The sequence below is a fragment of the Natrinema gelatinilyticum genome (genome assembly GCF_024266705.1).
GTDB lineage: Archaea > Halobacteriota > Halobacteria > Halobacteriales > Natrialbaceae > Natrinema > Natrinema gelatinilyticum.
On sequence record NZ_CP100756.1, the window covers coordinates 1028211 to 1040970 of the forward strand.

The window sequence follows — 12760 nt, forward strand, 5'->3', positions numbered from 1 at the left end:
AGGTGTACTCGCAACTGATTCTCGCACGATGAACGCACCTCGCCACGTTCCGAGTCGAGCAGCGAGACGAGTTACACCGACAGGACCGGCTGGCTCGCGTACGACAGGACGTACTCGGCCGCTTGCTCGAGGACCTCCGCTTCGGTCCCGGCGACGGGTTCTCGAGGGAGGACGATGAAGTCGGCATCGACGGCGTCGGCGGTGTCGAGGACGACGTTGCCGGGGTGACGAGTCTTCCGCGTCCGCGAAAAGCCATCGTCGACCGAGGTGATGAGGGGGACGTCGGCGTCGTCGGCGACCGTGCTCACGCCGTCGAAAAAGCCCTGTGTGTTCTCGGCAACGTCGGCTTCGTCGATCGTGCCGGCGTCCAGTCCGTACACGACGCCGCGTCCGAGAATGAACAGCGCGTGAACGGTCGCGTCGTAGCGTTCGGCGACGGCGACGGCGTACTCGACCGCGGTTGCTGACTCGTCACTGCCGTCGACCGGTGCGAGAACAGTGTCGACGGTTAACGGCTCGCTGACGTCCATACGCGGCAGTGGGTGGCCCGTTACAAAAAAGGCCACCTTCCGACGGGCGGTCACGCCGGTCCCGCTGCTCGCGTCCACGTGTCGTGTGTCGATCGCGAGCGAACGGAGATATTTAAGCAATGACGGGCGTAATCCCCGACCATGTTCGATACGGTCGTGGTCGCCACCGACGGCTCCGACAGCGTGAAACGAGCCGTCGACGTCGCACTCGATTTCGCGGACCGCTTCGACGCTGACGTCCACGCGCTGTCGGTGATCGATGCCGGTGAGGTCGATGCCTCTCCCCAGCAACTCCGAGACGAGCTCGAGACCGCGCTCGAAACGACCGCGGACGCTGCGCTCGCCACCGTCGAGAACCGTACGGAACGAGACGTGGCGACGGCGATCCGCGAGGGACACCCCGCCGTCGAAATCTGTGAGTACGCCCGCGAAGTCGACGCCGACGTGGTCGCGACCGGGACACGCGGCCGCCACGGTGAGAACCGTCTCCTGCTCGGGAGCGTCGCCGAACGGGTCGTTCGCACCTCACCGGTTCCCGTTCTGACGGTGCGCCAACTCGATCCGACAGCCGACGAGGACGACGAACCCATCGTCGACGGCTGATTCCGTCCGTCGTGCGACGGGTTCGCCTCGAGCGTCTCAACACAGCGAACTCCGCCAGGGCGTCTTGAGACTCCGCCACCGAGCCACCCTCCGTACCTCCTCATCGTTGACTCGCTTCCCGACCGTCGTAGTGTGTGAAACCGGGACCGACTCGTCGTAAACGGAGAGGGGCCTCTTTCGAGACCGGCGGTTACTTCCCCACCGCTCACCCATCAGGAGACATGTACGACGAACTCATCGACAGCGACGACCTGCCGCTCTCCCGAAAGTCCGTGCTCCCGGGAACCGGCTTCTTCCTGCCCGATACGTTCGAAGAAGACCTCGAGGACCAGCAGACTGCGGCCGCACTCGAGGGTGCTGAGGTCGCCGTCGTCGCAGACCCCGATGCCGATGGGTTGGCCTGCGTCGCGCTCGTTCGGGAGGCCTACGGCGACGTTCGGGACGTCCCGGAACCCGACGAGTACGACAGCGGTGGGAGTGACGGTGACGGTGACGGTGATAACGGCCGACAGATGCCGGCTGCCGACGCGGGAATGGATCAACCGGCACAGAGTGTAGACCGGACGGACGACACCGACGAGGAGAACGTCGTCATCGGCGCGGACGATACCGAGCAAGCGCTCGAAGAGCCCGAACCCACGCCGTACTCCGTCGCGCTCGTCCCGGCAAGTCCTCACGACATCGAGGACGCGCTGGCTCGCGTCGCCGAGTACGGAGACGAGGGCATCGACGTCTTCGTCTGCGATCTCGCACCGGATAGGTACGAGTACGTCGAGGAGGAACTCGCGGCCGTACTCGAGACCACCGATCAAATCGCCTGGTACGATCACCACCAGTGGAGCGACGACGTCGCACAGTCGATTCGCGACGCCGGCGTCGACCTCGTCGTCGGCGATTCGGACGAAGAGTGCAGCGCCGACGTCGTCTACCGCTCGCTCAAGTACGAGTTCGGCCCGATGTACGAGGAACTGGTGGCGGTCACGCGGGATCACGACCTCTGGCTGCGAGAGGACCCGAGGAGTGATGATCTCGCGGACTACGCGTACTGGACCGATCCCGCGGAGTACGTCGAGATCGTCCGCGAGTACGGCGTCGACCTGCCGGCGTGGGTCCAAGAGTACATCGCCGAACGCCGCATCGAGAAGGAAGCGCTGATCGACCAGGCCGTCGGACGGGCGGAACTACGCGAAATCGGCGGCTACACCGTCGGTATCACGTACGGCCGCTGTTCGCAAAACGAAGTCGCAGAGGCCATGCGCGAGCGGGGCGCCGACGCGTCGGTGATCGTCAAACCCGCCGGCTCGGCCTCGATTCGGGGGACGGATGCGTTCGACCGCTGCCACGAGGTCGCTGGGAGGGTAAACGGCGGCGGCCACCCGAAGGCGGCGGGCTGTAAACCCGACATCTACGACGACATGCTCGACTACGCGAACCACTGGACCACCAGGGGTGCCGTGACGAAACAGGTCATTCTCGAGGCGTTCCGAGAAGTCGTCGATGGTGACTCGTCAGACGGGGATCGCGGAGACGACTCGACGGACGATCGATAGCGGTGATATCACAGTACCGTTGACTCGGCTGCATACGGCTGTATGTACCTGTTCAAACGTATTCGACTCAGCGACGAAGCATCCGACCGCCTCGTCGCGCACAAGCGGAGCGACGGACTGTTTTCGGAGACCCTCTTCCGCCTCGGCGGGGAACGGTCGGTATTCGACGACACTGCTGTCGTTCGAGAAGTCGGGCGAAATACGGGACCCCTCACAATACTTCCTGTTGATTCGACCACGATGGCGATCGGGTTGCGGACGGTGACGTCGTTACCGGGCTGACTACGACCATCGTCGACGAACCTGTACTGACGCGGACCGTGGACGATTTCGATCGCCTCAAGGGAGTCGAGATCGAAACTTACTGACGCGACGCGAAATACCGCAGCACGAGTTGAAGAACGTGGACGAAGACACCGGCGACGGCGATGTACACCCCGATCGTCTGCAGCGTCACCGACGCCTCCCGCCTATCTCGAACCTTCCAGATCTCCCAGCCGAGTCGGAGCAGAAAGCCGAGGAAGACGAGGACGAATCCCAGGAGCAGCACGGACGGGACGAACGTCCCGATCAGAATCGCGACGAGGCCGCCGATGAACGCGTAGTTGGCGTACGACCCCCAGTGCTCGAACGTCTTCGACCGCGCGTAGACGTAGGCCCCGATGATGGCCGTGATCACGGCGACGACGACCGCAGTCACGACGAGGATTGTCAGTTGCGCTTCTCGAGGCGCGAAGCGGAGGACTCCGGCGCCGAAGATCCCGAACGCCAGTTGCAAAATCACCATTCCGACGAACGCGATTCCTGTATCGCCGCCCCTGACGCCTCGTTCGGCGACAAGTTGGCCGCCGACGATGGCCGCCCCGTATACGAGGGCGCCGACGATGGGCAACGCAAACAGGTAGTCGTTGACCGCCGCGAGCGGCGTCACGACGAGGACGTACATCAACAGGACGTTGATCGCCATCAGGACGCTCGCGCCGCCGATCACGCGCGCATCCCGGCTCGAAAAACCGAACCCGCCGCCGGTCTCGTAGGGGGTCTCGGTCGAACTCATCTTCGTTTCCTTTTGCGATCGTCCGATAAAAGCAAACGGTCGGCAGTTGCCAGTGGGTATGGCAACGTAGTGGGGATCAATTAGTCACTGCTGATGTGAACTGCCCGTCACCGCGTGCCCCGTTGCGTCACAGGTCCGGCGCGTCGGCCGCATTCCAGCGGTCCGAGTACGCCGTCCCGCACGTACACTGGGCATAGGCGTGAATGACGTCGCCCTCGGCGTAGATGCCGCCGACCTCCTCGTTCCGTTCCTCGGCGAACGCGAAGACGAACTGAACTGCGTGACCGTCATCCGCCGACACGTCCGGACACTTCCCACTCGTCAGACCGTCGTCGATGGTCCCCTCGAGGTTCATCGCAGACTTTGCGAACTCCATCGCCCCGGTTCCGGTCGCCGCCCGGAAGGCGTTCCGCCCGCGCTCACCGTCGACGACGATCAGAACACCGTCGGCCACGCGGTCGCCGAACTGCTCGAGTCGTTCGTCGGAAACGTACGAATCAGCGAGATAAAGTGCGACGTCGTCGGGCCGCTCGCCGGCCAGAAACTCCTCACGTGGGTCACTCATGGCGCTGTATTCGCGTTCGAGGTGGAAAAAGGGCGGTATTCGTGTTCGGTCGTGTGGTGTCGAGGCCGTTCAGCAGAGACAGGCGCGATCCACCGTCAGTGGGTCCGGTTCAGTATCGCCGTCGCCCGCCATCCGTGACGATCACGTCTCGCAAAAAGGCGAATCGCGGTATTTCCTGTGGTTCGTACGGCGGTCGAGTCACGAGCTCGACGAACACCTCGCTCCGAGCGACGTTACCGCGATGCGTCCGCGTGCCGTCGCGTCCGGATCAGTCCTCGAGGTCCCTGGCGATTTCGCTCAAACTGTCAGTTGGCGGCTCCCGTGCGTCGTAATAGACCGTCTCGCCGGGTAACCGGAGGCCGTAGAGGAACTCGGGTTCAACGACGTCGATGAGTACTGACCCACCAGCGGAGACGCCGTGATCGTCGACCCACTCGGTCAGTCGATCGGTCGCACCGCCCGGATCCCGAGCCAGATCGGGCGTCTCGTAGACGCCCGGCACTGAAAGCTCCTCGCCCGTCAATGCCCGCTCGACGCGCGCGAACAGTTCCGTGCCGTCGAGGACGACGCGGACGATCTCGTCTGTCGGGAACGCATCGCGGTCGTCGGCCGGTACCTCGAGTTTGACGCCGGCCGCCGTTTCTGTACACGTCGAACGGATCGTTTGAACCGACGGATGATCGCTCGCAATTCTGTCAGCCATGGGAGAACGAATGGAAGCTCAGTAACGCGAGTTACTCGTCGCCGTCGCCGAGCAGTTCGTCGACGTCGGCGCTGCCGCGATCAGTGATCGAGGCGTTGATCTGTGCGACCGCATCAGAGACCTCACGGCCGCGTACCGTGATCCGGCGGCGTTCGCCGTCGCGCTCGGGTTTGTAACCAGTCTGGCGCTCGTTCATCAGCACTTCTTTCAGATTCGAGCCGGCGATCTCGCCGTTCAGTGGACGTCCGGCGTCGTCGGAACCGCCCGTGATCTCGAGCGTGTAGCCGTCGAGCCCGACCGAACTGCCGTCGACTTCCTCGCCGATCGACTTGCCGATGAACCGGTTTGCGTCCTGATCTTCCGCCTCGAGCTGGTAGGACGACCCGGACTCGGGGTCGCCGACAACGACAGTGAAACTTGCCATGTCCGACGGAAGACGGCCGTCGCTCAAAAGAACATCGATCCCGACCGTTTGCACTGCGTTCTGAGCCGCCGGAGGCGCTGACAGTGCCTCCGGCCGCTCATACGGTCTGTTGTAACGATGTACCGGTGCACCCGCAGGACGGTCGTGGTTGCACCGGCAATGACGTACAGTAGTCCGTATCAGTACTCGCAAACGGACGATCAAACGCACTCTTCCCTTCCCGCCGTTCGTTTCGCTCACTACGGGTCGGTCTTCGGCCCGCTCGTTCGCTCTGCTCACTCACGGTGGGTTTCGGGGACTGCCTTCCCTCCCCTGTTGAGCGGATTCACAGCGTCCGCAATGCTCGGAAGAGCGAACTCTTCCGGAAAGTTGGAGGGGCGACGGTGTCAACGCCCGTTCGGGTTCCGTTCGCTCGAACAGCCAAGTACATCGAACGCCAACAACCATCCGTGTTCATCGATCCTGGACGACTCGAGAAACGCCTGCGCGACGAATTCGGCGGGACGACGGGCCAGTCTCGCGTCGTCGTTCGGCAAGCCGTCGACCTGGCGGATTCCGGTCAGTACGAGGCAGACGTCGGGGCGACGCTGACGAATGACCTCGTCGTGAGCGAACTATCGGACGCCCCCGACGGACCTCCGCCGGAGCGATGGAACTGGTGGATCGGGTCGCTCGAGGCCGCCTACGGTGGCTACGGTCAATTCGGAATTCAGCGGTATCGGAAGTGATCAGTCGATATGGAGGACAACACCGATGAGCGTTCGTCACATAGAGGGGGGCGATGAGTGATCTGTCACGACCGGTCTGGCCGGCGTATCCACTGTCAGCGCTCATTGCCGGCCTCGGTCACTGGTATCTCGGTCGGTGGAAACGTGGCGTGATCTGGTTCGCCTGCTACAGCCTCGCTATTGCGTTTCTGAGCGCACGCTCGATAGGTGGCGCACTCACCCCCAACGAGCCGTTCGTCGTGACGGCACTACAATTCGACGCAGTGAGCTACACCGATGTGGCAATTCCCCTCGCAATCCTGTTGATCTGTCTACTCGACATCTATCTCATCGGGCTCACCGAGCGGACAGCCGCCAGAACGCCGAGCGCTGATGACGTCCAATCGAACAGTTCCTGATTCGCCGCCCGCATCGCCGCGAGCCGACCGTACGACTCTCGAGTCAACGGGTCACGACCGACCGCCGATCCAAACCAACGGAGGCAAACCGGCTGGAGACCAAGCGGATCGTAATGGAGGTCCAGTTGCTTGGTGGTGCTCGTGAAATCGGCCGGAGCGCGATCCTCGTGGACGACACACTGTTGCTCGATTTCGGCATGGATTCTGGGAATCCGCCCGCATTTCCGGTCGGCGACGTCGACCCTGCGGCCGTCGTCGTCAGTCACGGCCACCTCGACCACGTCGGTTCCGTTCCGGCGCTCCTGTCGGGCGACTCGCGCCCGTCGATCCACTGGACACCGCCGACGTACGACCTAACGATGGTCCTCGCCCGCGACACGTTGAAACTTCACGGTGGAAGTTACGACTGTCCGTTCACCGAAGCCGAACTCGCTCGCGTCGCCGAAGTCTCGGAGACCCACGGGTATCGCGACCCCTTCGAGGTGGCAGGCTACGAAATCACGTTCTTCGATGCCGGCCACGTTCCCGGCAGCGCGCACGTCCTCGTCGACGATCAGGGAGGTAGATCCCCGAACACCGCAACCGATCCCCCGTCGACGAGCGATCAGACGACGTCCGACACCGACGGCACGAAACTGCTTTACACGGGCGACTTCCACACCGAAGAGCAACGACTGTTGTCCGGCACCACCGCGCGGCCCGACGCGGACGTCGTCCTCTGTGAGAGCACCTACTCCGACGTGACGCGACCGCCGCGCCCGGACATCGAACGCGAGTTCGCCGAGAGTCTTCGAATCACGGTCTGGGAGGGCGGAACCGTCGTCGTTCCAGCGTTCGGAATCGGCCGCACACAGGAGGTGCTGTGCATCTGTGAGCACTACGACATCGAGTGTTACGTCGACGGAATGGGTAAACGCGTTACGGAGCTCTTCTTACGCGAAGGGAATCGAGCGTTCCTGCGCGATCCGGACCTGTTGCGCCGAGCGAGGGGGAACGCCCGCTTCGTCGACGGACGCGACGGCCAGCGTGAGCGCATCGCGGAGCAAAATACGGTCATCGTCACAACGAGTGGGATGCTCCACGGCGGCCCCGCGATGACCTACGTTCCCGCAGTCCGGTCTCACCCGACGAACAAAATCGCGCTGACCGGCTATCAGGTAGAGGGGACGCCCGGCCGCGATCTGCTCGAGACCGGTAGCGCCGAAATCGACGGCCGGATGATGCCGGTCAGCGCCCAGGTCGAGCAGTACGATTTTTCCGCGCACGCGGACCGGAACGGGCTTCGCTCGTTTCTCGAGTCCTACGCGGACGCGAAAGTACTCGTCAATCACGGTGATCGCTGTGAGGGGTTCGCGGCCGAACTGCGCGAGGACGGCTACGATGCGACTGCGCCCGAACTGGGCGAGCGCATCGTGGTCTGAATACGCACGCGGCCCTCGGAACCCCGTCGGTCTCGTCAGCGCACGTCGGCGACCCCACTGGCGCGCCGACGAGTTCGGCCGTGCACGACGGGGCGTCGAGGTGAGGTGGTCAGAAATTCCACGACGACCATCACCGCGTCAGGCAGTTTCAACGCGTACGGTTTTCCCGCGAGCCGTGGGTGGTAACAGTATGACAAACGTCGATTCCGGCACGGACGCGGAGTGGGACGGTCTCGACCTGAGCGATGCTGAACGGGCGGCCCTTCACGACCTCCAGTTGAGCGTCGAACACGTTCATCGGGCGTACGGCACACTGCTCGAGTTCCACCACCAACTCGGTCACGCGATGGACCACATGAGCGACGCCGAAGACCACCTCCGAACGGCGGACCACGAGGAGTGGGCAAACGAACTCCGAGACGACCACCTTCCCGCCGGTGCGATCAGCGATCAGTGGACGTTCGAACTAGTCGAGGAATTCCGCCGAGAATTCCTCGACGAAGTCGACGCCTTCGAGGAGAGCGTTAGGCAAGAACTGGCGGACGGGCTCGATCACGTGACCGAACGCCGGCAAAAACGAAAGTTGCGCGAGCGCGCCGAGCGCGACGGATGAGACGGAGTGCGAGTCGAGTCACTGTTCCGTCCCTTCGCGAGGGGTTCGAGCGCGACGGGGACCTCGAACCCTCTCTCGGGACCGCTCGCGTGGTCGGCGTCCCCGTCTGCAGAGCGCTCGCGTTTCTTCAGCTCTCGTTTCTGTCGACGGGAACGGCGAGCGGTGAGGATCGTGTATCCGTCCGAAGACAAACGCCAGTCGACCCGCGGTCTCGAGACGCGGGCTATCCGCCCGCCCTGGCGGCTCTGATTCGGCAGGCGACTGCACTGAGCCATCGCGGTCGGTTCGACGCAGCAGATTTGTACGACTCGATCGTCCCGATCCTCGACGCACCGGCCCGCCGTCTCACCTCGCAGAAATGATCTCGTCGGCGAACCTCGAGAGCGCCGCCTCGCGGTCGTCGTTTCGTATTCCAACGATCACGTGATCGACGCCGAGTCGCTCGAGGTCGGCGATGTACTCCCGTATCCACTCGAGGCCGGCGCGGTACCCCTGGTGGATCGGTTCTGGCTCTTCCGCGGGATCGTCCGCCAGTTCGAGTTGAACGGCCATCGCGAAGGGTGTCTCGCCCGCAGCATCACGCCAGTCGCTCACGTAGTCCTCGAGCGTGTGTTCGGGTAGGTGATAGAACAGCCAGCCGTCGCCGTGTTCAGCGATCCACTCCCGAGACTGACGGGCGTACCCGGTCGGCAGGAGAGGAATCGTCTCCGCGGTCGGCTTCGGGACCACGTTCAGGCTGCCGTCGAGGGAACCCCATCGCCCCTGGAGGTCGGGATAATCCTCGCGCCAGACGGCTCGGAGGGTTTCGACGCTCTCTCGGAATAGTTCGCTGCGCTCGTCGTGATTGACGCCGAAGGCGTCGTATTCGGGGTCGCGGTCGCCAGAGGCGACCCCGAGAACCAATCGACCGTCCGAGAGCCGGTCGACCGTCGCCGCGGACTTCGCGACGTGAAGCGGATGACGGAGCGTAAGGACGATGCTCGAGGTCCCGAGCGCGATGTCGTCGGTGTGGGCCGCGACGTGCGAGAGCCACGGCCAGGTGTCGAACGTCTGACCCGCGTCGCGAAATTTCGGCCAGTACGTCGGGACGTCCCGCGTCCAGAGACCGTGAAAGCCGATCGACTCGGCGTGTTTCGCCAGTCGAAGCTCGTCGTCGACATCCGGTGGCTCCCGATTGGTGCCGGTGAGTGGAAACCCAGTTCCGAACGTGAGGCCGTCGTCCCCGAACAGTCGCTGATAGCCCCGATTTTCGTGATCGGATTCGCGTTCGTACTCGTCGTCTTCGTGTCCGTGTACGGCCGATCGATCCATCTCGGTACCGGGTCGTTCACACCGCACCGGTTTGGTCCTGTTCCTCGTCGTCGCTCGACACGCGAGGCCGATCCGTTTCGAGACAGCAAAAAGAACGAGATACCGGACGAGAAACGGGTACCGATCAGTCGTCGGCGGGTGCGGCGCCGGCGCCTTCGGCCTGTTCTTTCGTCCAGGAGAGTTTACCGCCAGCCGCGAGGATGGCGCGTTCGCGTTCGGAGGCGTCGAGAACGGCCGTGTACTCGTCGCCGTTGACGCTGACGGTGAACTCCTCCTGGCCGCTGGTGACGGCGTCGTAGACGTCGTCGACGATTTCGATCTCGTCGCCCTGATCGATGTTCTCGTAGGTGTCTTCGTCGATCGTCAGCGGGACGATCCCGAAGTTGAAGAGGTTCGCGCGATGGATCCGTGCGAAGCTCTGTGCGAGGACGCCCTCGATACCGAGATACATCGGGCAGAGGGCGGCGTGTTCGCGTGAGGAGCCCTGCCCGTAGTTTTCGCCGGCGACGAGGAAGCCGCCGTCGGCCTCGAGCGCGCGTTCGGCGAAGGTCTTGTCGACGCGCGAGAGAGTAAACTCACTGAGTTTGGGGACGTTCGACCGGTACATCAGGATATCCTGCGTCGCCGGAATGATGTGGTCGGTCGTGATGTTGTCCTCCATCTTCAGCAGGGCTTCACCCTCGACGTCGGAGTCGAGCTGGCCTTTCAGCGGGACGTCGCCGATGTTTGGTCCCTTGATGAGTTCGTCGTCGACGGCCTCGTCGGGGCCGATGAGGTCCGTCTTGGAGCCGGTGTACTCGTCGGGGAGTTCGATGCCGGGTGCCTCGAGGTCGCCGAGTTCGTCGGCGAGGTCGCGCGGATCGATGATCTCGCCCTTGAGTGCGGCGGCGGCCGCGACCTCCGGCGAACAGAGGTAGACGTTGTCGTCTTCGATGCCCGAACGGCCCTCGAAGTTGCGGTTGAACGTCCGCAACGAGACGGAATCGGAGGACGGAACGTGGCCGATGCCGATACACGCACCACAAGTCGCCTCGGAGAAGTTGACGCCGGCGGCCATCATCTCGGCGACCCACCCCTCGCGGGCGAGCATCTCGGAGGCCTGCTTGGAGCCGGGCGCGACGATCGTATCGGTCTCCATCGAGGTTTCCCGCCCTTCGAGCATCTTGGCGACGGGGAGGATGTCCTCGTAGCCGCCGTTGGTACAGGAGCCGACGATGACCTGCTCGACGGACTGGCCTGCAACCTCGCGGACGGGGACGACCTTATCCGGCATCGAGGGCTGGGCGATGAGCGGCTCGAGGTCGGAGAGGTCGACGACGATTTCGTCGTCGTACTCGGCGTCGTCGTCGGGCTGGAGGTCGACGTACTCGTCGCCGCGACCGACGCGCTCGAGGTAGTCTTCGGTCTGCTCGTCGGTGGGGAAGATCGACGTCGTCGCGCCGAGTTCTGTGCCCATGTTGGTGATCGTCATCCGCTCAGGGGCGGTCAGGGATTCGACTCCCGGACCGGTGTATTCGAGAATCTTGCCGACGCCGCCTTTGACGGAGAGGCGCCGAAGCATCTCGAGGATGACGTCTTTCGCGGTGGCCCACTCGGGGATTTCGCCCTCGAGGCGGACGTTGACGACTTCGGGCATCTCGATGTAGTAGGGTGCACCACCCATGGCGACGGTGACGTCGATTCCGCCGGCGCCGATGGCGAGTTCGCCGAGGCCGCCAGGCGTGGGCGTATGGCTATCCGAACCCAGCAGGGTCTTGCCGGGTGCCGCGAAGTTCTCGCGGTGGACGTTGTGACAGATTCCGTTGCCGGGGCGAGAGAAGTGAGCGCCGTATTTACCGGCTGCGGAGCGAAGGAAACGGTGGTCGTCGGTGTTCTTAAAGTCGAATTGGTACGTCTGGTGGTCGCAATACTGGGCAGCGATTTCGGTCTGGACCTCGTCCAGCCCCATCGCTTCGAACTGGAGCCAGACCATCGTCCCAGTCGTATCCTGCGTGAGTACCTGGTCGATCTCGATCCCGATTTCCTCCCCGGTCTCGAGTTCGCCCTCGACGAGGTGATCGTCGAGAATCTTTTCGGTGAGAGTCTGTCCCATAGCACTCGAAACTCGGCCGTCCGCCCTGATAAAACCAGCGTGTTTCTGTGAGGAAGGACCGCCGTGAAGCCGCTCGAAACGGACTATTTCCCGAAAATATTGCCGCTCGACCCACCGACTGACGACGACTCCACGCCGGTCACTCGAGAGCAGGGAGGGCGATCGAGCCGAACGGTCGAGTCGTGTCAGGTGCTATCGAGTCGTCGAGCCGTCGCGAACGGATACGCTTTTCTCGTCGCCGCGGCCTTGGAACCACATGTTCCGTTCCGGTGCCTTCGTGGCCGATCACGTCTCACCGACGACCGACGCACAGATCCAGCCTAACGGGGTGGACCTCACGGCCGACGTCGTCTTCGAGCAACTGGAACCGGGCCGCATCGGCCGGGATGACAAGCAGATCGGCGATCGAATCGCCCGTCCGCTCGAGGAACTGCAGGAGGCAGATCCCGACAGCTACTACTTGCCGGCGGGGGCATACGTCGTCCGGTACGGTGAGCGTCTCGCGATCCCCGAGGGTCACGTCGGCTTCGTGTATCCGCGCTCGTCGCTCATACGCAACTCCTGTATGCTTAATACAGCAGTGTGGGACGCGGGCTACGAGGGCCGCGGCGAGGGGCTGTTGCAGGTCCACCACGATATCGAACTCGAGCGCGGAGCACGGATCGCACAATTCGTCCTCGCCGAGGCCGAGCACGAAGACGTCTACGACGGGAGTTATCAGGGCGAAAACATCGAGTGACCGGCCCGTTCGACCGCCGGTTCGGA

The 12760-nt window shown here is 63.6% G+C and carries 16 protein-coding genes; 9 read left to right on the forward strand and 7 right to left on the reverse strand.

The window, feature by feature from the left end; all coding sequences use genetic code 11:
- Nucleotides 1–71: 71 nt before the first annotated feature.
- Nucleotides 72–530 (reverse strand): universal stress protein, encoded by a 459-nt coding sequence (locus NJU76_RS05015; RefSeq protein WP_254531701.1) that lies wholly within the window; start codon nucleotides 528–530, stop codon nucleotides 72–74.
- A 141-nt stretch (nucleotides 531–671) separates the two neighbouring features.
- Between NJU76_RS05015 and NJU76_RS05020 the strand changes: the two genes are divergently transcribed.
- The 3 genes from NJU76_RS05020 (at nucleotide 672) to NJU76_RS05030 (ending at nucleotide 2965) form a co-directional block, all read left to right on the forward strand.
- Nucleotides 672–1133, forward strand: coding sequence for a universal stress protein (locus tag NJU76_RS05020; RefSeq protein ID WP_254531702.1), 462 nt, complete (start codon nucleotides 672–674; stop codon nucleotides 1131–1133).
- A 221-nt stretch (nucleotides 1134–1354) separates the two neighbouring features.
- Nucleotides 1355–2683 carry a DHH family phosphoesterase gene (locus NJU76_RS05025; RefSeq protein ID WP_254531703.1) on the forward strand — a complete coding sequence of 443 codons (1329 nt, stop codon included), beginning with the start codon at nucleotides 1355–1357 and terminating at the stop codon, nucleotides 2681–2683.
- A 42-nt stretch (nucleotides 2684–2725) separates the two neighbouring features.
- Nucleotides 2726–2965: an antitoxin VapB family protein gene (locus tag NJU76_RS05030; RefSeq protein ID WP_254531704.1), complete on the forward strand. Its 240-nt coding sequence runs from the start codon at nucleotides 2726–2728 to the stop codon at nucleotides 2963–2965.
- A gap of 79 nt (nucleotides 2966–3044) precedes the next feature.
- Here NJU76_RS05030 and NJU76_RS05035 read toward each other — a convergent pair whose 3' ends face one another.
- The 4 genes from NJU76_RS05035 to NJU76_RS05050 all read right to left on the reverse strand — a co-directional run bounded on the left by NJU76_RS05035 (nucleotide 3045) and on the right by NJU76_RS05050 (nucleotide 5432).
- On the reverse strand, nucleotides 3045–3740 hold the full coding sequence (locus tag NJU76_RS05035; protein WP_254531705.1) for a hypothetical protein: 696 nt from the start codon (nucleotides 3738–3740) through the stop codon (nucleotides 3045–3047).
- A gap of 127 nt (nucleotides 3741–3867) precedes the next feature.
- Entirely contained in the window at nucleotides 3868–4305 is a 438-nt protein-coding gene (locus NJU76_RS05040; protein WP_254531706.1) for a DUF5807 family protein, read from the reverse strand.
- A gap of 268 nt (nucleotides 4306–4573) precedes the next feature.
- Nucleotides 4574–5008 (reverse strand): DUF7112 family protein, encoded by a 435-nt coding sequence (locus tag NJU76_RS05045; RefSeq protein ID WP_254531707.1) that lies wholly within the window; start codon nucleotides 5006–5008, stop codon nucleotides 4574–4576.
- A gap of 31 nt (nucleotides 5009–5039) precedes the next feature.
- Nucleotides 5040–5432, reverse strand: coding sequence for a 30S ribosomal protein S6e (locus tag NJU76_RS05050; protein WP_254531708.1), 393 nt, complete (start codon nucleotides 5430–5432; stop codon nucleotides 5040–5042).
- A gap of 449 nt (nucleotides 5433–5881) precedes the next feature.
- Here NJU76_RS05050 and NJU76_RS05055 point away from each other — a divergent pair, with 449 nt between their 5' ends.
- From NJU76_RS05055 to NJU76_RS05075, 5 genes are all read left to right on the forward strand, one after another.
- Nucleotides 5882–6160, forward strand: coding sequence for a WNWW family protein (locus NJU76_RS05055; RefSeq protein WP_254532578.1), 279 nt, complete (start codon nucleotides 5882–5884; stop codon nucleotides 6158–6160).
- A gap of 53 nt (nucleotides 6161–6213) precedes the next feature.
- Nucleotides 6214–6558 carry a hypothetical protein gene (locus NJU76_RS05060; protein ID WP_254531709.1) on the forward strand — a complete coding sequence of 115 codons (345 nt, stop codon included), beginning with the start codon at nucleotides 6214–6216 and terminating at the stop codon, nucleotides 6556–6558.
- A 113-nt stretch (nucleotides 6559–6671) separates the two neighbouring features.
- The gene (locus NJU76_RS05065; protein WP_254531710.1) at nucleotides 6672–7979 is read left to right on the forward strand and encodes an MBL fold metallo-hydrolase; all 1308 of its coding nucleotides are present in this window, start codon (nucleotides 6672–6674) and stop codon (nucleotides 7977–7979) included.
- A gap of 190 nt (nucleotides 7980–8169) precedes the next feature.
- Nucleotides 8170–8592, forward strand: coding sequence for a hypothetical protein (locus NJU76_RS05070; RefSeq protein ID WP_254531711.1), 423 nt, complete (start codon nucleotides 8170–8172; stop codon nucleotides 8590–8592).
- Nucleotides 8589–8954: a hypothetical protein gene (locus NJU76_RS05075; RefSeq protein WP_254531712.1), complete on the forward strand. Its 366-nt coding sequence runs from the start codon at nucleotides 8589–8591 to the stop codon at nucleotides 8952–8954. The genes NJU76_RS05070 and NJU76_RS05075 overlap by 4 nt, the downstream gene beginning before the upstream one ends.
- Here the strand turns inward: NJU76_RS05075 and NJU76_RS05080 are convergent.
- The gene (locus tag NJU76_RS05080) at nucleotides 8938–9903 is read right to left on the reverse strand and encodes an LLM class oxidoreductase (RefSeq protein WP_254531713.1); all 966 of its coding nucleotides are present in this window, start codon (nucleotides 9901–9903) and stop codon (nucleotides 8938–8940) included. The two genes, NJU76_RS05075 and NJU76_RS05080, sit on opposite strands and share 17 nt — an antisense overlap.
- A gap of 124 nt (nucleotides 9904–10027) precedes the next feature.
- Nucleotides 10028–11995, reverse strand: a complete 1968-nt coding sequence (locus NJU76_RS05085; protein WP_254531714.1) for an aconitate hydratase — start codon at nucleotides 11993–11995, stop codon at nucleotides 10028–10030.
- A gap of 256 nt (nucleotides 11996–12251) precedes the next feature.
- On the opposite strand from NJU76_RS05085, the gene NJU76_RS05090 reads away from it, so the two are divergent.
- Nucleotides 12252–12734, forward strand: coding sequence for a deoxyuridine 5'-triphosphate nucleotidohydrolase (locus NJU76_RS05090; RefSeq protein WP_254531715.1), 483 nt, complete (start codon nucleotides 12252–12254; stop codon nucleotides 12732–12734).
- Nucleotides 12735–12760: the final 26 nt, after the last annotated feature.

Bases quoted from the DNA above. Each gene is read 5' to 3' on its own strand.
- NJU76_RS05015 (WP_254531701.1), bottom strand. From the start codon at position 530: ATGGACGTCAGCGAGCCGTTAACCGTCGACACTGTTCTCGCACCGGTC.
- NJU76_RS05020 (WP_254531702.1), top strand. From the start codon at position 672: ATGTTCGATACGGTCGTGGTCGCCACCGACGGCTCCGACAGCGTGAAA.
- NJU76_RS05025 (WP_254531703.1), top strand. From the start codon at position 1,355: ATGTACGACGAACTCATCGACAGCGACGACCTGCCGCTCTCCCGAAAG.
- NJU76_RS05030 (WP_254531704.1), top strand. From the start codon at position 2,726: ATGTACCTGTTCAAACGTATTCGACTCAGCGACGAAGCATCCGACCGC.
- NJU76_RS05035 (WP_254531705.1), bottom strand. From the start codon at position 3,740: ATGAGTTCGACCGAGACCCCCTACGAGACCGGCGGCGGGTTCGGTTTT.
- NJU76_RS05040 (WP_254531706.1), bottom strand. From the start codon at position 4,305: ATGAGTGACCCACGTGAGGAGTTTCTGGCCGGCGAGCGGCCCGACGAC.
- NJU76_RS05045 (WP_254531707.1), bottom strand. From the start codon at position 5,008: ATGGCTGACAGAATTGCGAGCGATCATCCGTCGGTTCAAACGATCCGT.
- NJU76_RS05050 (WP_254531708.1), bottom strand. From the start codon at position 5,432: ATGGCAAGTTTCACTGTCGTTGTCGGCGACCCCGAGTCCGGGTCGTCC.
- NJU76_RS05060 (WP_254531709.1), top strand. From the start codon at position 6,214: ATGAGTGATCTGTCACGACCGGTCTGGCCGGCGTATCCACTGTCAGCG.
- NJU76_RS05065 (WP_254531710.1), top strand. From the start codon at position 6,672: ATGGAGGTCCAGTTGCTTGGTGGTGCTCGTGAAATCGGCCGGAGCGCG.
- NJU76_RS05070 (WP_254531711.1), top strand. From the start codon at position 8,170: ATGACAAACGTCGATTCCGGCACGGACGCGGAGTGGGACGGTCTCGAC.
- NJU76_RS05075 (WP_254531712.1), top strand. From the start codon at position 8,589: ATGAGACGGAGTGCGAGTCGAGTCACTGTTCCGTCCCTTCGCGAGGGG.
- NJU76_RS05080 (WP_254531713.1), bottom strand. From the start codon at position 9,903: ATGGATCGATCGGCCGTACACGGACACGAAGACGACGAGTACGAACGC.
- NJU76_RS05085 (WP_254531714.1), bottom strand. From the start codon at position 11,995: ATGGGACAGACTCTCACCGAAAAGATTCTCGACGATCACCTCGTCGAG.
- NJU76_RS05090 (WP_254531715.1), top strand. From the start codon at position 12,252: ATGTTCCGTTCCGGTGCCTTCGTGGCCGATCACGTCTCACCGACGACC.